A 21,455-nucleotide genomic window follows, 5' to 3' on the forward strand; every position below is an offset into this window, starting at 1 on the left:
ATGCTGATCGTCATCCCGGGCGCCGTGCCCGCCCTTCCCGTCGCCGCGGAACTGGCCAAACTGCTGCCCCAGCGCGCGCCCACCCTGCACCGCTGGCTGCAGGCCGGCAGCGCCCGGGTCCAGGCCCACGATATCCGTACCCAGGGCTGCACCGCGTTCGAAGCCTGGCAACTGCGCCGGGCGGGCTACACGCCCGAGGCCGGCCTGCTGCCGGGCGCCGGACTGGGCCCGCTGCTGGCCGCCGGCCAGCCCGCGGACGGCCCTGTCTGGCTGGCCGAACTGGTCCACCTGGCCCTGGGCACCGACCAGGCCACCCTGCTCGATCCCGCCCTGATGGAACTGCGCGACGACGAAACCGCCGCGCTGCTGGACACCGCCCGCCCCCTGTTCGAAGACACCGGCTTCGCGGTCCAGGCGCTGTCGGCCTCCCGCTGGCGCCTGCGCCTGCCGGACGGCCTGCGGCCGGCCACCGCCAGCCCCCTGGCGGTGGCCGGCCAGCGCCTGAACGACTGGTGGCGCCAGGATGCCGAAACCCGGCCATGGCGCCGTCTGCTCAATGAGATCCAGATGTCGTGGCACGAGCACCCGGCCAACGAAGCCCGCGCCGCGCGCGGCCTGCCGCCGGTCAACGCCCTCTGGCTGTATGGCGGCGGCACGCCCTGGACCATGCGCCCGGCCGGCCCGGAACAGGTCATGACCGAGCTGGACGCTGCGCAGCGCGCCGGCGACTGGGCCGCCTGGCTCGACGCCCTGGCCGCGCTCGACCGGCGCCTGCAAGCGCTGGCCGGTCCCAAGGGCCTGCCGGACGCGCCCGCCGAACTGCTGCTGCTGGGCGACGATCGCAGCGCCACCCTCACCCTGAAACCGCGCGGGGGCCTGCTCGGCTTGCTGCCCGCGCCCAAGAAAAACTGGAGCGCCTGGTGGTCTCACCCCGCTTAACCGTCCGCCGCGCCGACCTCGCCGCCTGCCATGTCCTGGAATCCTCGGGCATCCATCCCCTGCTGGCGCGCCTGTGGGCCGCGCGCGGCGTCGTCCATCCCGACCAGACCAGGCTGGCCTGGCCCTCGTTGCTGCCGCCGGCCGGCCTGACCCATTCGACCCACGCCGCCGGCGTGCTGGCCGACGCCATCCAGGCCGGCAAGAAGCTGCTGATCGTGGCCGACTATGACTGCGACGGCGCCACCGCCTGCGCCGTCGGCCTGCGCGCCCTGTCGGCCATGGGCGCCGACGTCGACTTCCTGGTGCCCAACCGCTTCGAGACCGGCTACGGCCTGTCGCCCGCCGTGGTCGAGCTGGCCTGCCGCCATCGCGCCGGCAAGCCCGACATCATCATCACCGTGGACAACGGCATCGCCAGCGTCGACGGCGTGGCCGCGGCCAACGCCGCCGGCATCGGCGTGGTCATCACCGACCACCACCTGCCCGGCGACACGCTGCCGGACGCCCTGGCCATCGTCAATCCGAACCAGCCGGGCTGCGGCTTCCCGTCCAAGAACCTGGCGGGCGTCGGCGTCATCTTCTACATGATGCTGGCGCTGCGCGCCGAGCTGCGCCGCCGCGGCGTCTACGCCCCCGATGGCGGGCCGCGCCTGGACGCGCTGTCCGACCTGGTGGCGCTGGGCACGGTGGCCGACGTGGTCAAGCTGGACGCCAACAACCGCCTGCTGGTGACCCAGGGGCTGCAACGCATGCGCAGCGGCCGCCTGCAACCCGGGCTGCGCGCCCTGTTCGCCGTGGCCGGGCGCGAGCCGCGCAGCGCCAACGGCTTCGACCTGGGCTTCGCGCTGGGCCCGCGCATCAACGCCGCCGGCCGGCTGGCCGACATGAGCCTGGGCATCGCCTGCCTGACCACCGACGACGAGGCCCAGGCGCTGGAAATGGCGCGCGAACTGGACAACATCAACCGCGAGCGCCGCAGCATCGAGGCCGAGATGCGCGAACAGGCGCTGGCCGCCATGGAAGCGCCCGATGCCGCGCCCGGCGCCACGGTCTGCGTGTTCGACCCGGGCTGGCACCAGGGCGTGGTGGGCCTGGTGGCCTCGCGCCTGAAAGAGAAATTCTGGCGCCCCACCCTGGCCTTCGCCCCGGCCGGCGACGACGAAATCCGCGGCTCGGGCCGCTCGATTCCCGACGTGCACCTGCGCGACGTGCTCGACCTGGTGTCCAAGCGCCACCCCAATCTGATCCGCAAGTTCGGCGGCCACGCCATGGCGGCCGGCCTGACGCTGGGCCGCAACGACTTCCCGGCCTTCGCCCCCGCCTTCGACGCGGCGGTGCGCGAACTGACCGGCCGCGACAGCTTCGAGCCGGTCATCGAGACCGATGGCTCGCTGGAATCCGGCTACGCCAATGCCGAGGTTGCCGGCCTGTTGCAGCAACAGGTGTGGGGCGCGGGTTTCGCCGCGCCGCTGTTCCTGGACGAATTCGTGGTGCGCAACCAGCGCCTGGTCGGCGAGAAGCACCTGAAACTGTCGCTCGAACGCGGCCAGCAGCGCTTCGACGCCATCTGGTTCGGCCACGACCAGTCGCTGCCCGAACGCATCCAGGCGGCCTACCGGCTGGAGCAGAATGTGTGGAACGGGATGGTGTCGGTGCAGCTGGTAATCGAACACGCCGCATGATGTTGCCCCCACGCCGCGCCCGCTGCGCGGGCTAGCTGCCCCCCGAGGGGGCGCTTTTGCCTTGGGGCGGCCCGGCGGCAAAAGGCCTTCTCGCCGATACCGAATAAAAACGGGCGCATCCGCGAGGATGCGCCCGTGTCGCTTGCCGGCCCCGGGCGCGCGCGGCTACTTGTTGACCAGCCTGGCCGGTTGCGCCAACGCCACCAGCGCGCCAATCACCAGGCACGCCGACAGCATATACAGGCCGGTATTGGTGGTGCCGGTCATGTCCTTGAGCCAGCCCACCAGGTAGGGACTGACGAAGCCCGCCAGGTTGCCCACCGAGTTGATCAGCGCGATCCCGGCAGCCGCCGCCGTGCCGCCCAGCAGCGCGGTCGGCAGGCTCCAGAACAGCGGCAGCACCGTGCAGATGCCGATGTTGGCCACTGTCAGCGCCAGGATGGCCAGCACCGTGTTGCCGCTCCAGATCGCCGAGAACAGCAGCCCCAGCGCGCCGCACAAGGCGGGAATCGCCACGTGCCAGCGGCGCTCGCGGTTGCGGTCGGAGTTGCGCGCGATCAGGATCATGCCGATCACCGCGAACAGGTTGGGCACCGCCGTCAGCAGGCCGATCGCCAGCGGGCTTTGCACGCCGGTGCTTTTGATCAGCGTCGGCATCCAGAACCCCACCCCGTACAGTCCCATCACGAAGGAGAAGTAGATCAGCGCCATCGCCCACACGCGCGGATGCGCCAGCGCGGCGCGGATCGGCGGGTCTTCCTTGTGCTGTTCCTCGGCCGCGATGTTGCGGATCAGCACCGCCTTCTCGCTCGCGGTCAGCCACTTGGCCTTGTTGATGCGGTCATCCAGGTACATCAGCACCAGCACGCCGATGATCACCGACGGGATGCCTTCGAGCAGGAACAGCCATTGCCAGCCCGACAGGCCGTGGTCGCCGTGGAAGGTATTCATGATCCAGCCGGAGATCGGGCCGCCGATCAGGCCGGACATCGGCACCGCGGTCATGAAGAAGGTGGTGATGCGTCCGCGCCGGGCGGCGGGATACCAGTAGGTCAGGTAAAGGATGATGCCCGGGAAGAACCCGGCCTCGGCCGCGCCCAGCAGGAAGCGCAGGAAATAGAACATGTGCACGCTGGTCACGAACATCATGCAGGCCGAGATGATGCCCCAGGTGATCATGATGCGCGCGATCCAGACCCGCGCGCCGACCTTGTGCAGGATGATGTTGCTGGGGATCTCGAACAGGAAATAGCCGATGAAGAATATCCCCGCGCCCAAGCCGTACACCGTCTCGCTGAACTGGAGTTCCTGCAGCATCTGCAGCTTGGCGAAGCCCACGTTGACGCGGTCCAGGTAGGCCACGACGTAGCAGACGACCAACAGCGGCACCAGCCGCCACCCCACTTTGCGATAGATCCGGTCCTCCTCAGCCGCCGGGATCGCCGGCGAGACCCCGGGGGCCATAGTGTGTTCCATCAATGTCTCCTCCTCTAACGGGACAGGCCGGCTCTGTCTGCCGGCGGCTTGCGCGGTCCCGCCGCCCCCGAGGGGACGCATGGGCCGGCGCGTCAAGCCTAGAACCCCGTAGTTGACAAAAAACTGAACAACTTGCCGCTGTGCGTGCAAACCCCTAGTGTGTTTTCGCTTCGATCCGTCCCTTCCATTCCGCGGCCGGGCCCACAGGGTGGCCCCAACCACGGTAAAATGTCCGGTTTCGCACAAAAGTCATCAGGAATCATCATGGAAGCCGAACGTCAGAACCAGCTCGCAGCCCGCCTCGCCGACTACGCGGAGCGCGAACAGGCTCTACGGAGGTATCTTTGACTACGATGCCAAAGCCGAACGCCTGCAAGTCGTAAACGCCGAGCTCGAAGACCCGGCGGTCTGGAACGACCCCAAGCACGCCCAGGACCTGGGCCGTGAAAAGAAAGCCCTCGAAGACGTGGTGGAAACGCTCACCGGCCTGGGCACGGGCCTGGCCGACTCCAACGAGCTGTTCGAGCTGGCCGCCGCCGACAACGACGACGCCACCCTCGAATCCATCGAGCTGGACGCCAACGGCTTCCAGGAAAAGCTGGAAAGCCTCGAATTCCGCCGCATGTTCTCCAACCCGGCCGATCCCCTGAACTGCTTCCTGGACATCCAGGCCGGCGCGGGCGGCACGGAAGCGCAGGACTGGGCCTCGATGCTGCTGCGCCAGTACCTCAAGTACGCCGAGCGCAAGGGCTTCAAGGCCGAAGTGCTGGAAGAATCCGAGGGCGAAGTCGCCGGCATCAAGTCCGCCACCATCAAGCTCGAGGGCGAATACGCCTTCGGCTACCTGCGCACCGAGACCGGCGTGCACCGCCTGGTGCGCAAGAGCCCGTTCGACTCCTCGGGCGGCCGCCACACCTCGTTCGCCAGCGTCTTCGTCTACCCCGAGGTCGACGATTCCTTCGAAGTCGAAGTGAACCCGGCCGACCTGCGCGTGGACACCTACCGCGCCTCGGGCGCGGGCGGCCAGCACATCAACAAGACCGACTCGGCCGTGCGCCTGACGCACATCCCGACCGGCATCGTGGTGCAGTGCCAGAACGACCGCTCGCAGCACCGCAACCGCGCCGAAGCGATGCAGATGCTCAAGTCCAAGCTCTACGAACTGGAAATGCGCAACCGCATGGCCGAGCAGCAGAAACTGGAAGACTCCAAGACCGACGTGGGCTGGGGCCACCAGATCCGCTCGTACGTGCTGGACCAGAGCCGCATCAAGGACCTGCGCACCAACGTCGAAATCTCCAACACGCAGAAAGTGCTGGACGGCGACCTGGATCCCTTCATCCAGGCCAGCCTCAAGCAAGGCGTGTAAGTTCCGCGATACTCCCGTCCACCGTCCCCCGAGGGTTCACGCATGTCCGACACCATCGCAATTCTCACCGGCGCTTCGCGCGGCATCGGCGCCGCCATGGCGCGCGGCCTGGCCAAACCGGGCACCCGCCTGATCACCCTGGCGCGCCGCGAAGACCCCGAGCTGGCCGCCTACGCCCGCTCGCAGGACGTGCAGCTTGAACAGGTGTCCGTGGACCTCTCGGACCTGGCCGCGGCCGAAGCGGCCGCGCGCCGCATCTGCGACACGCTGCCGCGCGACGCCCGTCGTTACCTGCTGATCAACAACGCCGGCACCGTACACCCCGTGTCCGGCACCGACGCGCTGATCGACGGCCCGGCCATCGCCGCCGCCTTCAATCTGAACGTCACGGCCGTGATGCTGCTGACCGCGCGCTTCCTGGCCGCGGTCGAAGATCTCAAGGCCGACCGACGCGTGCTCAACATCTCCTCCGGCGCCGGCCGCAACCCCAATGCAGGCTGGGGCGTGTACTGCGCCACCAAGGCCGCGCTCGACATGTACTCGCGCGTGGTCAAGCAGGAACAGGGCGAGAATGGCGCGCGCGTCGTCTCGCTGGCCCCCGGCATCGTCGACACCGACATGCAGGCCGCCATCCGTTCCAGCGACCCCAAGAGCTTCCCGGCGCTGGCCAAGTTCCAGGACTTCCACGCCAGCGGCAAACTGTCCTCGCCCGCCAACGTGGCCTCCCGCATCCTCGCCTACCTGGATCGCGACGACTTCGGCACCACCGAAATCGACGACATCCGCAATTACGACTGATCCCCCGACCATGACCGACCACACGACCGCTCCGGCAACCGCCCAGGATGAAAACCGCTTGATCGCCGAACGGCGCGCCAAGCTGGCCAAACTGCGCGAGACCGGGGTCGCGTATCCCAACGATTTCGTCCCCGACGCCCGCGCCGCGGCCCTGCACGACAAGTACGACGACCAGACGCAGGAAGCCCTGGCCGCCGCGCCCGTCACCGTCAAGGTCGCCGGCCGCATGATGCTCAAGCGCGTCATGGGCAAGGCCAGCTTCGCCACGCTGCAGGACAGCACCGGCCGCATCCAGATCTACCTGGACCGCGGCACGCTGGGCGAAGACAGCTACGCCGCGTTCAAGCAATGGGACATCGGCGACATCATCGCGGTCGAAGGGTCGGTCTTCAAGACCAACAAGGGCGAACTGTCGGTGCACGCCGCCACGGCGCGCCTGCTGTCCAAGTCGCTGCGCCCGCTGCCGGACAAGTTCCACGGCGTGGCCGACCAGGAATTGCGCTACCGCCAGCGCTACGTCGACCTCATCATGACCGACGCCACGCGCCGCACCTTCGAGGCGCGCAGCAAGGCCATGGGCAGCATCCGCCAGTTCATGCTGAACGCCGGCTTCCTCGAAGTCGAAACGCCCATGCTGCACCCGATTCCGGGCGGCGCGGCGGCCAAGCCCTTCGTCACGCACCACAACGCGCTGGACATGGAAATGTTCCTGCGCATCGCGCCCGAGCTCTATCTCAAGCGCCTCATCGTCGGCGGCTTCGAACGCGTGTTCGAGGTCAACCGCAACTTCCGCAATGAAGGCGTGAGCCCGCGCCACAATCCGGAATTCACGATGATGGAGTTCTACGCGGCCTTCGCGGACTACCGCTGGCTGATGGACTTCACCGAGGAACTGATCCGCCAGGCCGCCATCTCGGCCACCGGCAGCGCCGTGCTGACCTACCAGGAACGCGAGCTGGATCTGTCCAAGCCGTTCGACCGCCTGACCATCTGCGAAGCCATCCTCAAGTACGCCCCGGGCTACACCCAGGCGCAACTGGACGACCCGGCCTTCGTGCGCGCCGAGCTCAAGAAGCTGGGCGCCGACGCCGACGGCCCGGTGCTGGCGCGCGCCGGCCTGGGCGCGCTGCAGCTGGCGCTGTTCGAGGAAACGGCCGAAGCCAAGCTGTGGAACCCCACCTACATCATCGACTACCCGGTCGAAGTGTCGCCGCTGGCGCGCGCCTCCGACACCCGCGAGGGCATCACCGAGCGCTTCGAGCTGTTCATGACGGGCCGCGAGATCGCCAACGGCTTCTCCGAGCTGAACGATCCCGAAGACCAGGCCGAGCGTTTCCGCTCGCAGGTCGAGGCCAAGGACGCCGGCGACGAGGAAGCGATGTACTACGACGCCGACTACATCCGCGCGCTGGAATACGGCATGCCCCCGACGGGCGGCTGCGGCATCGGCATCGACCGCCTGGTGATGCTGCTGACCGACAGCCCCAGCATCCGCGACGTCATCCTCTTCCCGCACCTGCGCCGTGAAGACTAAGACGCGGTCGGCATCGTGATCCTCAAGATCCTGATGCTGGCGGCGGTGGTTGCCGCCCTGTTCTACATGGTGATGCAACCACGTCGCGCCCGCGGCGGCTACCACGGCGCCGCGGCGCCCACGCGCCGAGCGCCGCTGTTCATCGCCCTGTGCCTGGCCACCGCGCTGTCGATCACGGGCGCGCTGGTCACGGCGGTCCTGTGGATGGGCAGCGTCGCCGGCGGCGTGACCGGCGGCGGCTATCATGGCGAAGCCGATTTCCTCCTGACCATCGCCGGCGCCCTGCTGGCGCTCGCGGTGGCCTGCGGCGTCGGCGCCTTCCTCAAGCGCAAGGCCTAGCACCGACGGACCCCCGGGGTCCCGCGCCTCTCTGGCGCCGGCGCGTCCCCCCGCCCCCTACTTCCCGCCCAGGGCCGCCGCCAGGCGCCGCATGGCAAGATCGATCTCGTGCGCGCTGAGCGAGGCATAACCCAGCAGCCAACCCTGCAACGCGGGCGTGCCGGCATACAGGCGCCCCAGTCCCGGCAGCGCCAGGCCGGCCGCCGCCGCCCGGCGGATCGTGTCCGCTTCGGACCAGCCCGGTTCCAGCAGGCACGGCACCTGCAATCCCCCCTCCGGCCGCAACGCCCGCGCCACGCCCGCCAGGTGCCGGTCGACCGCTTCCAGCATGGCTTCGCGCCGCGCCGCATACAGCTTGCGCATGGCGCGCACGTGGGCGTTGTAGTGGCCGTCGGCCATGAAGCGCGCCAGCGTCAGCTGCAGGATCTGCGGCGTATGGCCATCGACAATGCTGCGCGCGCGGGTGAAAGCCGACACCAGTTCTTCCGGCAAGGCCATGTAGCCCATCCGCAGGCCGGGGTACAGGGTCTTGCTGAACGTGCCCAGGTAGATCGTGCGGCCGTGCTTGTCCAGCCCCTGCACGCAGGCGGTGGGCAGGCCGTCGTAGTGGAATTCGCTGTCGTAGTCGTCCTCGATGATCCATCTGCCGCCCTCGGCCGCCCAGCGCGTCAGTTCGAGCCGGCGCTCCAGCGATAGCGTGGCGCCGGTCGGATACTGGTGCGAAGGCGTCACGTAGACGCACGCGGCGCCGCTGCGGTCGGCGCGCAGCAGGTCGGTGCGGATGCCCTGCGCATCGACGTCGACCGGCACCACGCGGGCCTCGGCGAACTCGAAGGCCTTGCGCGCGCCGAAATAGCCGGGATTCTCCAGCAGGATCGGCTTGCCGGCATCCACCAGCAACTGCGCGCACAGGAACAAGGCCTGGCGCGTGCTGCTCAGCACCACGATCTGCTCGGCGCGCACCTTGGCGCCGCGCTCCAGGTTCAGGTAGGTGGCGATCGCGCGGCGCAGGGGCTCGGCGCCTTGCGGGTCGCCATGCAGCAACACATGGCCGCGGTGGTCCCGCAGTACCTGCCGCTGCAAGCGCTCCCAGACCGCGAGCGGAAAGCTGCGGGTCTCGGGCAGCCCCGTGGCGAAGGCCTGGACCGATTGCTGGTCGGCCACGCCGCCGCTGTCAAAGATCGCCCGGCCACGCCGGCTCAGGCCGGCCGCCGGCGCGATCGATTGCGCCGACGCCGGCCGGCGCTCCCGCGATAGCGCGCGACGCCGCGCCGAACCGCGCAGTTCGGTGCCGATGGTTTCCGATACATAGCTGCCCGAGCCCTTGCGCCGCGCGATGAACCCATCGCGCTGCAACTGCACGTAGGCGTTTTCGACCGTGTCGCGCGCCACGCCGAGCGACTGCGCCAGCGCGCGGGTGGCGGGCAGCTTCACGCCGGGGTCCAGGTCGCCGTCCAGCACCAGCGCGCGCAGCGCGCGCTGGATCCGCTGGTGCAGGTCGAGCGGCGCCAGGTCCGCGTCGCCCATGCGGATCTTCAGTGTCTCAAGCGTGAAAGTCTTGCTCATGCGGTCTGCCCAAGGGCGATGAAAGCGTCAATGACGACCGACCATTCTAGTCGCGGGCGAGCGCGCCGGGAGCAATAAAGTGGTCTGGCCAGAGCAGTCAAAGTGTACGGTCCAGACAGTCCAATACGGCGTTACAAAGTGGCTTGCCCCTCAACCCTTCCAACCTGTCTCGCCCATGTCTTCCCCCAGCGCTTCCCCTCTGCTCGCGCGCGATCTCCTCCATCCCGTCGTCGCCGGCCTGATCTCGGTCATCGTCAACTATGGCGGCACCTTCATCCTGGTGTTCCAGGCCGCCAAGGTCGCCGGCCTCAGTCCAGCGCTGACCGCCTCCTGGGTCTGGTCGGTGTCCATCGGCGTCGGCGTCACCGGCATCCTGCTGAGCTGGGCCGCGCGCGAACCCATCATCACCGCGTGGTCCACGCCCGCCGCGGCCTTCCTGGTCACGGCGCTCGCCACCACGCCCTACGCCGAAGCCGTCGGCGCCTACCTGATCTCGGCCGCCGCGTTCGTCGCGCTCGGGCTGTCCGGCTGCTTCGACAAGGCCATCCGCCTGATCCCGCCGGGCGTGGCCGCCGGCCTGTTGGCCGGCATCCTGCTGCCGTTCGGCATCGGCGCCTTTGGCGGCATGTCGCTGGACCCGTTGCTGACGGGCTGGCTGATCCTGGCTTACGTCGCCCTCAAGCGCTATACCGCGCGCTACGCCGTGGTCGGCATCCTGGTGTCGGGGCTGGCCCTGCTGTTGTTGCAGGACCGGGTCGACCTGTCGGGCCTGCGGCTGGAATTCGCCACGCCGGTCTTCACCGCGCCCGCATTCTCGCTCAATGGCCTGCTGAGCGTGGCGCTGCCGCTGTTCCTGATCACGCTGACCGGGCAGTACATGCCGGGCATGCTGGTGTTGCGCAACGACGGCTTCAAGACCAGCGCCAACCCCATCGTCACCCTCACCGGCCTGGGCTCGCTGCTGATGGCGCCGTTCGGCTCGCATGCCTTCAACGTGGCCGCGATCACTGCCGCCATCTGCACCGGCCGCGAAGCCCATGACGACCCCTCCAAGCGCTGGATCGCCGGCATCGCCGCGGGCCTGTTCTACATCCTGGTCGGCGTGTTCGGCGTGACGCTGGCCGCCCTGTTCATGGCCCTGCCCGCCACCTTCATCACCACCCTGGCGGGCCTGGCGTTGCTGGGCACCATCGGCGGCAGCCTGGCCAGCGCCCTGGCCGATCCAAAAACACGCGAGGCCTCGCTGATCACCTTCCTGGCGGCCGCGGCCAACATCAAGCTGTGCGGCATCGGCGGCGCCTTCTGGGGCCTGGTGATCGGCCTGCTCGCCCATGCCGCGCTCAATGGCCGCCTGCCGCGACGCCTGCGCCCGCCCCGCTACACTGATCTGCCGCGCCCCCAAGCCACCGGCAAGGAGATGGTGAAATGATGACGCTCCCGACCGATCCCGCCCAGTCCGCGCCTGGCGGCGCCGACACGCAGACCCGCCACGACCAGCACGGCCGCTATCCGCAGGCGCTGAGCGTCGAGGACTTCCGCCACAACCTCGCCGCCATCCATGCGCGCATGGACGCCGCCTGCCGGCGCGTCGGCCGCGACCCGGCCGGCGTGCGGCTGCTGCCGGTCAGCAAGACCATGGACGAATCGCGCACCCGGCTGGCCCATGCCGCGGGCTGCCGCCTGCTGGGCGAAAACAAGATCCAGGAAGCCCACCGCAAATGGCAGAACACTGCGGACCTGCCCGACCTGCGCTGGTCGGTGATCGGCCACCTGCAGACCAACAAGGCCAAGCTGATGGCGCAGTTCGCCAGCGAATTCCAGGCGCTGGACAGCCTGCGCCTGGCCGAAGCGCTGGATCGCCGCCTGCAGGCCGAAGGCCGCGCGCTGGATGTCTACGTGCAGGTCAACACCTCCGGCGAGCCCAGCAAATACGGCCTGGCGCCCGACGATGTCGCCGCCTTCATCCAGGCGCTGCCGGCGTTTTCCTCATTGCGGGTGCGCGGCTTCATGACGCTGGCATTGTTCTCCAGCGATGCCGAACGGGTGCGCCAGTGCTTCGTGCTGCTGCGCGGCCTGCGCGACCGCCTGCGCCAGGATGCCCCGGCGGGCATCAGCCTGGATGAACTGTCGATGGGCATGTCCGGCGACTTCGAGATCGCCATCGAGGAAGGCGCCACCGTCGTGCGCGTCGGCCAGGCCATCTTCGGCGCCCGCGCGCTGCCGGACAGCCACTACTGGCCGGGCGCGGCGTAGCTACCCCGGCCCTACGGCAGCGGCCAGCGCCCCGCTCCCTCCGGCAGCGCCGGCAGGCTGGCCCGCAACATCTCATCGATGAACGCCGCCGGCCGCAACCGGCCTTCCGGCTTGTACCACTGCACCGTCAGGTTCATCGCCCCCAGCACGCAGCGCTTGATCACGCGCGCGTCGCCCCGCAGCACGCCGGCGGCCACCGCCGCCGCCACCGCGTCCTGCCACATGGCCTCGTAGCGGTCGCTCAGCGCCTTGACGCTGGCCTGGCTCGACGCGGACAGGCTGCGCCATTCGTAGACCAGCGCGTTCATCGCATCGCCGCCAGCGCCATGCAGCATGCTCCACATGTGCACGCGGAACAGCGCCGCCAGCCGGTCGGCCGGCGTCCGGTAACGATCCAGCGCCTGGCGGCCTTCGTCCAGCACCTCCTGGATGCCGTTGTTCATCACCGCCACCAGGATTTCCTCCTTGCTGCGGAAATGATGGAACAGGCTGCCCGATTGCAGGCCCACGGCGCGCGCCAGTTCACGCACGGTGGTGCGTTCGTAGCCGTGCTTGCGGAACAGCCGGGCCGCCGTCAGGATCACTTCGGCGCGGCGCAGCGATTCCGCGCCGTCCTCGTGGCCCTGCGGGGCCGCCTGCGCCGCGGCCTTGCCGGATCGGTTCATAGCCGTTCGACGATGGCCGCCGTCGCCATGCCGTGCCCGATGCACATGACCTGCAGGCCGAACTGGCCGCCGGTGGCGCGCAGGCCCGCCAGCATCTTGGCCATCAGCGCCGCGCCCGTGGCGCCCAGCGGGTGGCCGTGGGCAATGGCGCCGCCCCATGGGTTGACCTTGGCCGGATCCGCATCCAGCGTCTTCAACCAGGCCAGCACCACGCTGGCAAAGGCCTCGTTGATCTCGATCCAGTCGATGTCCCGCAGGCGCAGGCCGGCCCGCTCCAGGGCGCGCTCGGTGGCGGCGATCACGCCGGTCAGCTGCAACACCGGATCCGAGCCGATCGCCACCCGCGCGCGAAAGCGCGCCTGCGGCCGCAGCCCATCCGCCAGCGCGGCCTGGCGGTCGGCCAGCAACACCGCCGCCGCGCCATCGGCCAGCTGGCTCGACTGCGCCGCCGTCACGTTGCCCTGCCCCGGCGGGCGCAGGGCCGGCGCCAGCGCGGCCATCTTGGCGGGGTCGGCATGCTCGCGGATGCCCTCGTCGCGTGCCGGCGTCCCGGCCGGGCCCGGCAGCAATTCGCTGTGGCGGCCGGCGCTGGCCGCAGCCCAGGCGCGCGCATGGCTCTGCATCGACCAGGCATCCAGTTCCGCCCGCCCCAGCTGCCACTGCTCGGCGATGCGCTCGGCGCTCTCGATCTGGTGGATCAGCGGATAGCGCTGCAACAGTCCGGGATTGAGCGACTCGAAGCCGCGGAACTCGCGCTGGCCCAAGGTCACGTCCAGGAACATCGGCACGCGGCTCATGCTCTCGACGCCGCCGGCGACCACGTAGCGCATATCGCCGGCGGCAATGGCCTGGGCCGCCGCATGCACCGCCTGCTGGCTCGAACCGCACATGCGGTTCAGGGCCACGCCCGGCACCGTCTCCGGCAGGCCGGCCAGCAGGGCCGACAGCCGGCCGATGTTGGCGCCCTGCTCACCCGCCTGGCTGACGCAACCGGCGATCACATCGTCCACCTGGCCGCCCGGCAGACCGGCGCGCGCCAGCAGGCCCTGGATCACCTCGGCCAGCAGGTCATCGGGCCGCTTGTCGGCCCACCAGCCGCCGCGCCGCCCGAACGGCGTGCGCACCGCCTCCACGATCACTGCTTCGTTCATGCCGGCGCCTCCTCGGCGTAGAGCCGTTCTATCTCGTCCGCGTAGCTGCGGTAAATGCTGGCGCGGCGCACCTTCATGGTCGCGGTCACCTCGCCATCGTCATGGTCCAGCTCTTTGGTCAGCAGATGGAAACGCTTGATCTGCGCCACCGGCGCCAGTCCCGCGTTGGCGCGCGCCACCTCGCCGGCCACCAATTCGCGCACCTCGGCGCACTCGGCCAACGAGCGGAAATGGGTGAAGGCGATGCGGCGCGATTCGGCCCACTTGCCCACGGTCTCGAACTCCAGCTGGATCAGCGCCGCCACATAGCGCCGGCCGTCCGCCACGATCACGCATTCCTTCACATAGGGGCTGCTCTTGACCGCGTTCTCGATCTCCGACGGCGTCAGGTTCTTGCCGCCGGCGGTGATCATGATGTCCTTCAAGCGGTCCACGATGCGCAACTGGCCCTGGCGTACCTCGGCCACGTCGCCGGTATGCAGCCAGCCGTCGCGCACGGTTTGCGCGGTGGCGGCTTCGTTCTTGTAATAGCCGGCGAACACCATCTCGCCGCGCACCTGCAATTCGCCCTGCTCGCCCAGGCGCCAATCCACGCCCAGGATAGGCTCGCCCACCGTGCCCGCCTGCACGCGGTCCGGATGCTGGCCGAAGATCATCCCGGTGGACTCGGTCAGGCCGTATACCTCCACCAGCGGCACGCCGAGATTGCGGAAGTAGCGCACCACCTCGGGCGCGATCGGCGCCGCCCCGGTCATCGCCACCCGTACCCGCCGCAGGCCGATGAAATTCTGCAAGGCGCGCAACACCAGCCAGTACCACAGCGCATAGGTCATCCGCTCGCGCATGCCGCGCTGGCGCGCCGACTTGTGCGCGAACGGCGCGCACGCGGCCAACGCGCGCCGGTACAGCCATTGCTGCAATCGCCCCGCTTCCTGCATCTTGATCGAGATGGACGCGTGCAGCTTTTCCCAGATGCGCGGCACGCCCAGGAACACGGTCGGCGCCACTTCGCGCAAATCCTCCTGCACCGTGCGGATCGACTCGCCGAAATTGACCTGCGCGCCCAGGTAGATCGGCACGAAGGTCGACAGCATCTGCTCGGCCACGTGGCACAGCGGCAGGTACGACAGGTGCACGCTGCGCGCGCCCATGCCCAGCCGCTCGGCAATGCCGGGCGCCACGCCGCGCATGTTGCGGTAACTGAGCATCGCGCCCTTGGGCTTGCCGGTCGAACCCGAGGTGTAGATCATCAGGCCCAGGTCATCCAGCCCCTGCGTGTCCAGCAACTCATTCAACGCCTGCAACCCTTCCGCCTCCAGCCGCTGGCCATCAGCCTCCAGCTCGGCGAAGGCGATGATGCGGGCGCGTTCGGCCGGCGCGTAGGAACGCAGCCCCTTGGTCTCCATCACCACGATGCGCCGCAACAGCGGCAGCCGGTGCGCCACCTGCAGCACCTTGTCGGTCTGCTCCTGGTCCTCGCACACCACCAGTTCGACGTCGGCATGCTCCAGCACATAGCCCATTTCCTCGGCCGGGCTGGTGGCGTATACCCCTACCGCCACGCCCCCGACGGCGCCCGCGCCCAGCTGCGTCAACAGCCATTCCAGCCGGTTCTCGGCAACGATGGCCACGCGCCCGCCGCGCGACAGGCCGGCCGCCCGCAAGCCCAGCCCGACACGGCAGGCGCGGCGCCAGTACTCCGCCCAAGACACCGGCCGCCAGATGCCGAAATCCTTCTGCCGCACCGCGACGGCGTCCGGCTGCCGGCGCGCCTGTTCGCGCAGCATCTGCGGCAGCGTCAGCGCCGGCCAGGCCTCAGGCGCGCGGGCGGATTCGAGCGGCCCATTCATGACAGCCAGCGCTTGCGGCGCTTGTAGTGCTTGATGTCGCGAAAGCCGCGCGCCTCGCCCGATCCGCCCACGCCCAGGTAGAACTCGCGCACATCGGGGTCGGCCGCCAGCTTTTCGGCCGTGCCGTCGATCACCACCTTGCCGGTCTCCATGATGTAGCCATAATGCGCCACCGCCAGCGCCACCGAGGCGTTCTGCTCGACCAGCAGCATCGACACGCCCTGCTCGCGGTTGATGCGCGCGATGATGGAAAAAATGGTTTCCACCAGCATCGGCGACAGCCCCAGCGACGGCTCGTCCAGCAGCATCAGCTTGGGCTGCGCGATCAGCGCCCGCCCGATCGCCAGCATCTGCTGCTCGCCGCCCGACAGATAGCCCGCCAGGCCGCGGCGACGCTCGTACAGCCGCGGAAAATATCCGTACACCAGGTCGAAATCGGCCTTGGCGCCGGACCTGCCGCTGAGCGCGTAGGTCGCGGCCACCAGGTTCTCCTCGACCGACAGATCCTCGAACACGCGCCGTCCTTCCATCACATGCGCCAGCCCGGCGCGCACCAGGTTCTGCGGCCGCGCCCCCGCGGTGTCGCCGCCGTCGAACAGGATGCGCCCGCGCGCCAGCTCGCCATCCTCCAGGTCGAGCAGGCGCGACACCGCCTTCAGCGTGGTCGACTTGCCGGCGCCGTTGCTGCCCAGCAGGGCCACGATGGCGCCGGCCGGCACCGACAGCGACAGGCCGCGCAGCACCTGCACCGCCTTGTTGTAGACCACCTCGATGTTGTTGATGTCCAGCACCGTCGGCGGCGACGCAGCGTGTCCGGGAGTCACGGGCGCCTCACTGCAGCACGATCCAGTCGGATGCCGGCACCATCTGCTTCTGCTTGGTATCGGCTCGATAGATGCGGCCCACCGGAATCGAATTGCCCTTGATGGTGATCGGCACGCCGATCAGCCCGCCGGTGTCGAAGTCCTTGATGCCCTCCAGCGCCGCCTTCATGTTGGCGCTGGTCAGCTCCTTGCCCCCCTCCAGCGTGCGCTTGGCCACCTCGGTGAACAGCATCGCCGCCAGGAAGCCCTGCATGTAGCCGGTGCTCTGGTATTGCGGCCGCATCTCGCGGATCTTCTTGAGCATCGGCGCGTCCGCCGTCTCGTCGTAGTAATAGCGGTACGGCATCACGCCCATGAAGCCCTCGGCATCCTCGCCCATCTGCATCACGGTGGAGTTGTCCATGGTCCAGAACGTGCCCATGTAGCGCGTCTTCAGGCCCATGCGCTTGCCCTGCCCGACGAACTCGGGAATCGGCGCCAGCACGTAGCCGTGGAAAATGGTGAAGTCCGGATCGGCGCGGCGCAGCTTGATGACCTCGGTCGACACGTCGACGCTGCCCGGCGGCGTCATGATCTCGGTGGCCACCGTCAGCCCCAGCTTCTGCGCCACCGCGCGCGAACTGGCGATCGGGTCGCGGCCGAACTCGGTATCCGAATACACGAACGCCACCTTGGCGCCCGGCTTTTCCTTGGCGATGTAGCGCAACAGAATGCCGAACATCTCGGTGTAGTCCGGCCCCAGCATGAACTGCGCCGGATACTTGGCCGGGTCGTTCAGCTCGGTGGCGAACGACGCGCCCGTCATCAGGATGTTGCCCGATCGGTTCAGCTCGGCATTGATGGTCTTGGAAAACCCGGTCGAATCACCATAGTAGAAATTGACCTTGTTCTGGCTGGTGATCTTCTTGAAGGCCGCCACCGACGCGTCCACCTTGTAGGCGGTGTCCTCCGGCACATAGCGCAGCTTGCGACCCTTGACGCCGCCCTGGTCGTTGACGATCTTGACGTAGTCGGTGATGCCGGCATGGATGCCCTGCCCGGCGAACGCGAACACCCCGCTCAGCGGGATCGAGCCGCCCAGCACCAGGTCCTCCTCGGCCTGGGCCGCCGGCGCCGCGGCCAGCGCCAATGCCACGCCCAAGGGGGCCAGCAACTTCGATAAACCGCTGCCTATCCGGATGCGCTTCATGGTTTCGTCTCCTGGTTCTCTTGGGATGGCCGCCGTCTAGGTGCGGAATGGCCACAGGTGAAAATAGCGGCGCGCGCGGCGCCAGATTTCCGCGAGCCCGTGCGGCTCGAAGATCAGAAAGCCCACGATCAGCAGGCCGAACACAATCGTGCGCACCGGCGATATCAACCGCAGCGCATCGCCCCCCACCGGCAGCCAGCCCACCACCAGCTTGAGCAGTTCGGGCACCATGGTCATGAACACGGCGCCCAGGATGGAACCCAGGATCGACCCCATGCCGCCCACGATGATGGCCGCCAGGAAGAAGATCGACATGATCAGCGGGAAACTCTCCGGCGTGACCACGCGGAAGAAATACGCCCACAGCCCGCCCGCCACGCCCGCGTAGAACGACGACAGCCCGAACGACAGCAGCTTGTAGCGCAACAGGTGGATGCCCAGCACCTCGGCGGAAATGTCGCGGTCGCGGATCGCGATGAACGCGCGGCCGATGCGCGTGCGGAACAGGTTGGCCGCGCCCAGCACCATCAGCGCCGTCAACGGCACGATCAGCCAATAGATCTTGAACGACGTGTCCAGATCGATCCCCAGCAGCCGCGCCGGCGGCACCTGCAGCCCGCCCGTGCCGCCCGTGAAGGCCCAATTCGCGAACACGAAGTGCGCGATGAAAGACGCCGCGATGGTCGAGATCGCCAGGTACAGCCCCTTGACCCGCAGTGAAGGGATGCCCACCAGCAACCCGCCCAGCATCGCCACCACGCCGGCCCCCAGCAGATTCAGCAGCACCGGCGTGCCCAGCCGCAGTTCCATCACCGCCACCGTATAGGCGCCCAGCCCCATGAACGCCGCCTGCCCCAGGCTCACCAGCCCGGTGTATCCCGTCAGGATGTTCAGCCCCGTGGCGCTGGCCACGTTGATCGCCACCAGGCACGCCAGGTACAGCCAGTAGGCGTCGGCCACGAACGGGAACAGCGCCAGCGACGCCGCCAGCAACGCCAGCCACAGCCGCTGGGTGCTGGTGTCGAACAGCGCCTCGTCGGCCCGGTAGGTCTCTTTCGCGGTCGCGATGCGCATGGCTACAGCCTCTCGATTTCGCGGGTGCCGAACAGCCCGTAAGGCCGCATCATCAGCACCGCCACCAGCACCACGAAGGTCGCCAGCAGTTTGTATTCGCCGCCCAGGTAGGCGCCGGCCCAGGCCTCCAGCAGCCCGATGAAAATGCCTCCCACCAGGGCCCCCGCCACGCTGTCCAGCCCGCCCACGATCACCACCACCAGCACCGACAGGCCGAACACGCCCATCGATGATGAGATGCCGCCGATCGCCCCCACGATCACCCCCGATACCGCCGCGATCGCGCCCGCCGCCGCCCACGACAGCGAGAACACCCGCGGCACGTTGATGCCCATCGCGTAGGCCGCTCCCTGGTCCGAGGCGGTGGCGCGCAGGGCCACCCCGCCGCGCCAGTAGCGGAACACCGCCAGCACCAGCAACACCAGCGCCAGCGCCACCCAGAAGCCATAGAACACCTTGGGCGCGACAAACGCCTCGCCCACCATCACCGGCGCGCGCGGCATGAACTCCGGCAGGCGGCGCTGATCCGCGGTCCAGATCAGTTCCACCACGCCCACCAGGATCGACGCCAGTCCCACGGTGATCATGAACACCGAGATCGGCGACTCGCCCAGCATCGGCCGGATCGTCACCCGCTCCACCAGCGCGCCCAGCACGGCAGACAACGCCACCGCCCCGGCGATCGCCGCCCACACCGGCCAGGCCATGCCGGCGGCAAACGCATAGAACACGTAGGCGCCCATCATCAGGAATTCGCCGATGGCGATGTTCACCACGCGCGTCGCCTTGTAGACGATCACGAACGCCAGCGCCGCCAGCGCGTACAGGCCGCCGCTGCCCAGCCCGGCCAGCGTCACCTCCAGGAAGAACAGGCCGTCCATCAGGCCGCCTCGCGCAGCCGCCGGCGCAGGTCGCCGACGTCACCCGCGCCCAGATAGGCCTTGATGACCTCGGGATCGGCCTGCACCGCCGCCGGCGTGCCATCGGCGATCACCTGGCCAAAGTTCAGCACCACCACATGGTCCGACAGGTCCATCACCATGCCCATGTCGTGCTCCACCATCAGCACCGTCACGCCCCACTCGGCGCGCGCATCGAGGATGAAGCGCGCCATGTCGTCGGTCTCCTCGCGGTTCATGCCCGCCACCGGCTCGTCCAGCATCAGCACCTTGGGCTGCATCGCCAGCGCCCGCGCCAGCTCCACCCGCTTGCGCAGCCCGTACGACAGCGCCGCCACCGGCGCATGGCGGATGTGGTCGATCTCCAGGAAGTCGATGATGCGTTCTTCGATATCGGCGCGCAGCGCCATCTCTTCGCGCCGCGCCCGGCCCAGGTACAGCAGCGCATCGAGCACATTGGTGCGCAGGTGGGCGTGGCGCCCCAGCTTGATGTTGTCCAGCACCGTCATGCCGCGGAACAGCGCGATGTTCTGGAAGCTGCGCGCCAGCCCCAGGCGGGCGCGCTCGGGCGCCGCCACGCGCGTGATGTCGCGGCCCAGGAAGCGGATGGTGCCCGCCGCCGGCCGATAGAAACCCGAGATGGTGTTGAACAGCGAGGTCTTGCCCGCGCCATTGGGGCCGATGACCGTGGTGATGGATCCGGGCGCGACACGAAAGCCCACGCCCGTGAGCGCCTTGACCCCGCCGAACGCCAACGTGACCCCATCCACCTCCAGCAAGGGAGGGCTGTCGGATTGATCCACCTTTGTCTCCTCGCCTTGGTCGCGAAGCTGTTTTTCTATTGGCGGTGAATCAGCGGAGCCCCGAGGCAGGCGATGCGGCGAACCTGTCTTTACCTACGCTGTACAGCGCCGGAAAATCGTTCTATGCGTTACGCTTGTGTGGCGGACGGCAACCGAGCAAGCGCTTGGTTCCGACCATAGCATCGTGGTTTTTGGATCGAAAGTTGGTATTTACCCGATAACGGAGACAAGCCATGAACCCACCCCTTCCGGTCTTTCCAACCCTGCTGCTGGAAACCGGCGACGGCATCGCCACGCTGACGCTGAACCAGCCCGCCACGCTCAACGCCATCGACGTCGCCATGGCGCTCGACCTGCAACGCGCCGCCCAATGGCTCGATACGCGCGCCGACATCCGCGTCGTGCTGCTGCGCGGGGCGGGCAAAGCCTTCTGCGCCGGCGGCGACATCACGCTGTTCGAAGGCGACGTCAACGCGGTGCGCGCGAAACTGCTCGCCCTGTTCACCCCGCTCAACGATTTCGTCGCGCACGTCGCGCGCATGGACAAGCTGTGGCTGGCGCAGATACACGGCGTCGCGGCCGGCGCCGGCCTGTCGCTGGCGCTGGCCTGCGACCTCGCCATCGCCGAGGCCGACACGCGCTTCATGACGGCCTACCTGAAACTCGGCGCCACGCCCGATGCCGGCATGACGCATGGCCTGAACCGCCTGCTCGGCCCGCGCCGCGCGCTCGACCTGCTGCTGCGCCCCGACGCCTTCAGCGCCGCCGATGCGCACGCCTGGGGACTCGTCAACCGCATCGCCGACGCCGGCCAGCTCGCGCCGCAAGCGCAGGCCTACGCGCAACAGCTGGCCAGCCACGCGCCGCACGGTATCGCCGGCGCCAAGCGCCTGCTGCGCAACGCCGCCCATGCCACGCTGGAAACGCAGTTGGCCGAAGAAACCGCCTGCTTCCTGGAAACCGCGCGGCGCGAGGATTTCACCGAAGGCGTGCGCGCCTTCCGCGAAAAACGCGCGCCGCGCTTCCAGGGCCGGTAAAGCGCGG

The 21,455-nt window shown here is 68.8% G+C and carries 19 protein-coding genes; 9 read left to right on the plus strand and 10 right to left on the minus strand.

The window, feature by feature from the left end:
* Both AC6CR5_RS09030 and recJ read left to right on the plus strand, forming a co-directional pair.
* Window positions 1–939 carry a hypothetical protein gene (locus AC6CR5_RS09030; protein WP_498085546.1) on the plus strand — a complete coding sequence of 313 codons (939 nt, stop codon included), beginning with the start codon at window positions 1–3 and terminating at the stop codon, window positions 937–939.
* Window positions 921–2,621: a single-stranded-DNA-specific exonuclease RecJ gene (recJ, locus tag AC6CR5_RS09035; protein ID WP_024069421.1), complete on the plus strand. Its 1,701-nt coding sequence runs from the start codon at window positions 921–923 to the stop codon at window positions 2,619–2,621. The genes AC6CR5_RS09030 and recJ overlap by 19 nt, the downstream gene beginning before the upstream one ends.
* Window positions 2,622–2,786: 165 nt before the next feature.
* On the opposite strand, the gene AC6CR5_RS09040 is transcribed toward recJ, so the two are convergent.
* Entirely contained in the window at window positions 2,787–4,097 is a 1,311-nt protein-coding gene (locus AC6CR5_RS09040; RefSeq protein WP_049058060.1) for an MFS transporter, read from the minus strand.
* Between the two features lie 264 nt (window positions 4,098–4,361).
* Here AC6CR5_RS09040 and prfB point away from each other — a divergent pair.
* The 4 genes from prfB (at window position 4,362) to AC6CR5_RS09060 (ending at window position 8,137) form a co-directional block, all read left to right on the plus strand.
* A protein-coding gene (prfB, locus tag AC6CR5_RS09045; protein WP_102949866.1) for a peptide chain release factor 2 occupies window positions 4,362–5,466 on the plus strand; the annotation gives its coding sequence in 2 pieces (ribosomal slippage) (window positions 4,362–4,442 and window positions 4,444–5,466; 1,104 coding nt in all).
* Window positions 5,467–5,508: 42 nt separating this feature from the next.
* Window positions 5,509–6,264, plus strand: a complete 756-nt coding sequence (locus AC6CR5_RS09050) for an SDR family oxidoreductase (protein WP_498085547.1) — start codon at window positions 5,509–5,511, stop codon at window positions 6,262–6,264.
* Window positions 6,265–6,274: 10 nt separating this feature from the next.
* Complete coding sequence (lysS, locus tag AC6CR5_RS09055) at window positions 6,275–7,798, plus strand: lysine--tRNA ligase (RefSeq protein WP_150100675.1); 1,524 nt, start codon at window positions 6,275–6,277, stop codon at window positions 7,796–7,798.
* A 15-nt stretch (window positions 7,799–7,813) separates the two neighbouring features.
* Entirely contained in the window at window positions 7,814–8,137 is a 324-nt protein-coding gene (locus AC6CR5_RS09060; RefSeq protein WP_498085548.1) for a preprotein translocase subunit TatB, read from the plus strand.
* 57 nt (window positions 8,138–8,194) lie between these two features.
* Here the strand turns inward: AC6CR5_RS09060 and pdxR are convergent, their stop codons facing one another.
* On the minus strand, window positions 8,195–9,703 hold the full coding sequence (gene pdxR / locus AC6CR5_RS09065) for a MocR-like pyridoxine biosynthesis transcription factor PdxR (protein WP_498085549.1): 1,509 nt from the start codon (window positions 9,701–9,703) through the stop codon (window positions 8,195–8,197).
* Between the two features lie 175 nt (window positions 9,704–9,878).
* Here pdxR and AC6CR5_RS09070 point away from each other — a divergent pair, with 175 nt between their 5' ends.
* Window positions 9,879–11,132, plus strand: a complete 1,254-nt coding sequence (locus AC6CR5_RS09070; protein WP_053500026.1) for a benzoate/H(+) symporter BenE family transporter — start codon at window positions 9,879–9,881, stop codon at window positions 11,130–11,132.
* The gene (locus tag AC6CR5_RS09075; RefSeq protein ID WP_498085550.1) at window positions 11,129–11,956 is read left to right on the plus strand and encodes a YggS family pyridoxal phosphate-dependent enzyme; all 828 of its coding nucleotides are present in this window, start codon (window positions 11,129–11,131) and stop codon (window positions 11,954–11,956) included. The genes AC6CR5_RS09070 and AC6CR5_RS09075 overlap by 4 nt, the downstream gene beginning before the upstream one ends.
* A gap of 11 nt (window positions 11,957–11,967) precedes the next feature.
* Here AC6CR5_RS09075 and AC6CR5_RS09080 read toward each other — a convergent pair whose 3' ends face one another.
* From AC6CR5_RS09080 to AC6CR5_RS09115, 8 genes are read right to left on the minus strand one after another with little or no spacing between them, the layout of a single operon-like run.
* Window positions 11,968–12,621, minus strand: a complete 654-nt coding sequence (locus tag AC6CR5_RS09080) for a TetR/AcrR family transcriptional regulator (RefSeq protein WP_026384301.1) — start codon at window positions 12,619–12,621, stop codon at window positions 11,968–11,970.
* On the minus strand, window positions 12,618–13,772 hold the full coding sequence (locus tag AC6CR5_RS09085; protein ID WP_498085551.1) for a thiolase family protein: 1,155 nt from the start codon (window positions 13,770–13,772) through the stop codon (window positions 12,618–12,620). The genes AC6CR5_RS09080 and AC6CR5_RS09085 overlap by 4 nt, the downstream gene beginning before the upstream one ends.
* Complete coding sequence (locus AC6CR5_RS09090; protein WP_498085552.1) at window positions 13,769–15,622, minus strand: AMP-dependent synthetase/ligase; 1,854 nt, start codon at window positions 15,620–15,622, stop codon at window positions 13,769–13,771. The genes AC6CR5_RS09085 and AC6CR5_RS09090 overlap by 4 nt, the downstream gene beginning before the upstream one ends.
* Entirely contained in the window at window positions 15,619–16,413 is a 795-nt protein-coding gene (locus AC6CR5_RS09095) for an ABC transporter ATP-binding protein (RefSeq protein WP_026384304.1), read from the minus strand. Before AC6CR5_RS09095 ends, AC6CR5_RS09090 begins: the two co-directional genes overlap by 4 nt.
* A 40-nt stretch (window positions 16,414–16,453) precedes the next feature.
* Window positions 16,454–17,635, minus strand: coding sequence for an ABC transporter substrate-binding protein (locus tag AC6CR5_RS09100; protein WP_202729828.1), 1,182 nt, complete (start codon window positions 17,633–17,635; stop codon window positions 16,454–16,456).
* Between the two features lie 36 nt (window positions 17,636–17,671).
* Entirely contained in the window at window positions 17,672–18,709 is a 1,038-nt protein-coding gene (locus tag AC6CR5_RS09105) for a branched-chain amino acid ABC transporter permease (protein WP_175203887.1), read from the minus strand.
* Window positions 18,710–18,711: 2 nt separating this feature from the next.
* Window positions 18,712–19,590, minus strand: coding sequence for a branched-chain amino acid ABC transporter permease (locus AC6CR5_RS09110; RefSeq protein WP_006386157.1), 879 nt, complete (start codon window positions 19,588–19,590; stop codon window positions 18,712–18,714).
* Window positions 19,590–20,387 carry an ABC transporter ATP-binding protein gene (locus AC6CR5_RS09115; protein ID WP_169538040.1) on the minus strand — a complete coding sequence of 266 codons (798 nt, stop codon included), beginning with the start codon at window positions 20,385–20,387 and terminating at the stop codon, window positions 19,590–19,592. Before AC6CR5_RS09115 ends, AC6CR5_RS09110 begins: the two co-directional genes overlap by 1 nt.
* Window positions 20,388–20,644: 257 nt before the next feature.
* Here AC6CR5_RS09115 and AC6CR5_RS09120 point away from each other — a divergent pair, with 257 nt between their 5' ends.
* A complete protein-coding gene (locus AC6CR5_RS09120) occupies window positions 20,645–21,448 on the plus strand; it encodes an enoyl-CoA hydratase/isomerase family protein (protein ID WP_024069435.1) in 804 nt (267 codons plus the stop codon).
* Window positions 21,449–21,455: the final 7 nt, after the last annotated feature.

It is taken from the genome of Achromobacter sp. EG18, from assembly GCF_059759395.1.

What these genes read in the sequence shown, in the direction of transcription:
- AC6CR5_RS09075 (WP_498085550.1), top strand. Translation starts at nt 11,129, where the DNA reads ATGATGACGCTCCCGACCGATCCCGCCCAGTCCGCGCCTGGCGGCGCC.
- pdxR (WP_498085549.1), bottom strand. Translation starts at nt 9,703, where the DNA reads ATGAGCAAGACTTTCACGCTTGAGACACTGAAGATCCGCATGGGCGAC.
- AC6CR5_RS09085 (WP_498085551.1), bottom strand. Translation starts at nt 13,772, where the DNA reads ATGAACGAAGCAGTGATCGTGGAGGCGGTGCGCACGCCGTTCGGGCGG.
- AC6CR5_RS09110 (WP_006386157.1), bottom strand. Translation starts at nt 19,590, where the DNA reads ATGGACGGCCTGTTCTTCCTGGAGGTGACGCTGGCCGGGCTGGGCAGC.
- AC6CR5_RS09120 (WP_024069435.1), top strand. Translation starts at nt 20,645, where the DNA reads ATGAACCCACCCCTTCCGGTCTTTCCAACCCTGCTGCTGGAAACCGGC.
- AC6CR5_RS09105 (WP_175203887.1), bottom strand. Translation starts at nt 18,709, where the DNA reads ATGCGCATCGCGACCGCGAAAGAGACCTACCGGGCCGACGAGGCGCTG.
- lysS (WP_150100675.1), top strand. Translation starts at nt 6,275, where the DNA reads ATGACCGACCACACGACCGCTCCGGCAACCGCCCAGGATGAAAACCGC.
- AC6CR5_RS09030 (WP_498085546.1), top strand. Translation starts at nt 1, where the DNA reads ATGCTGATCGTCATCCCGGGCGCCGTGCCCGCCCTTCCCGTCGCCGCG.
- AC6CR5_RS09100 (WP_202729828.1), bottom strand. Translation starts at nt 17,635, where the DNA reads ATGAAGCGCATCCGGATAGGCAGCGGTTTATCGAAGTTGCTGGCCCCC.
- AC6CR5_RS09040 (WP_049058060.1), bottom strand. Translation starts at nt 4,097, where the DNA reads ATGGAACACACTATGGCCCCCGGGGTCTCGCCGGCGATCCCGGCGGCT.
- AC6CR5_RS09090 (WP_498085552.1), bottom strand. Translation starts at nt 15,622, where the DNA reads ATGAATGGGCCGCTCGAATCCGCCCGCGCGCCTGAGGCCTGGCCGGCG.
- AC6CR5_RS09080 (WP_026384301.1), bottom strand. Translation starts at nt 12,621, where the DNA reads ATGAACCGATCCGGCAAGGCCGCGGCGCAGGCGGCCCCGCAGGGCCAC.
- AC6CR5_RS09050 (WP_498085547.1), top strand. Translation starts at nt 5,509, where the DNA reads ATGTCCGACACCATCGCAATTCTCACCGGCGCTTCGCGCGGCATCGGC.
- AC6CR5_RS09070 (WP_053500026.1), top strand. Translation starts at nt 9,879, where the DNA reads ATGTCTTCCCCCAGCGCTTCCCCTCTGCTCGCGCGCGATCTCCTCCAT.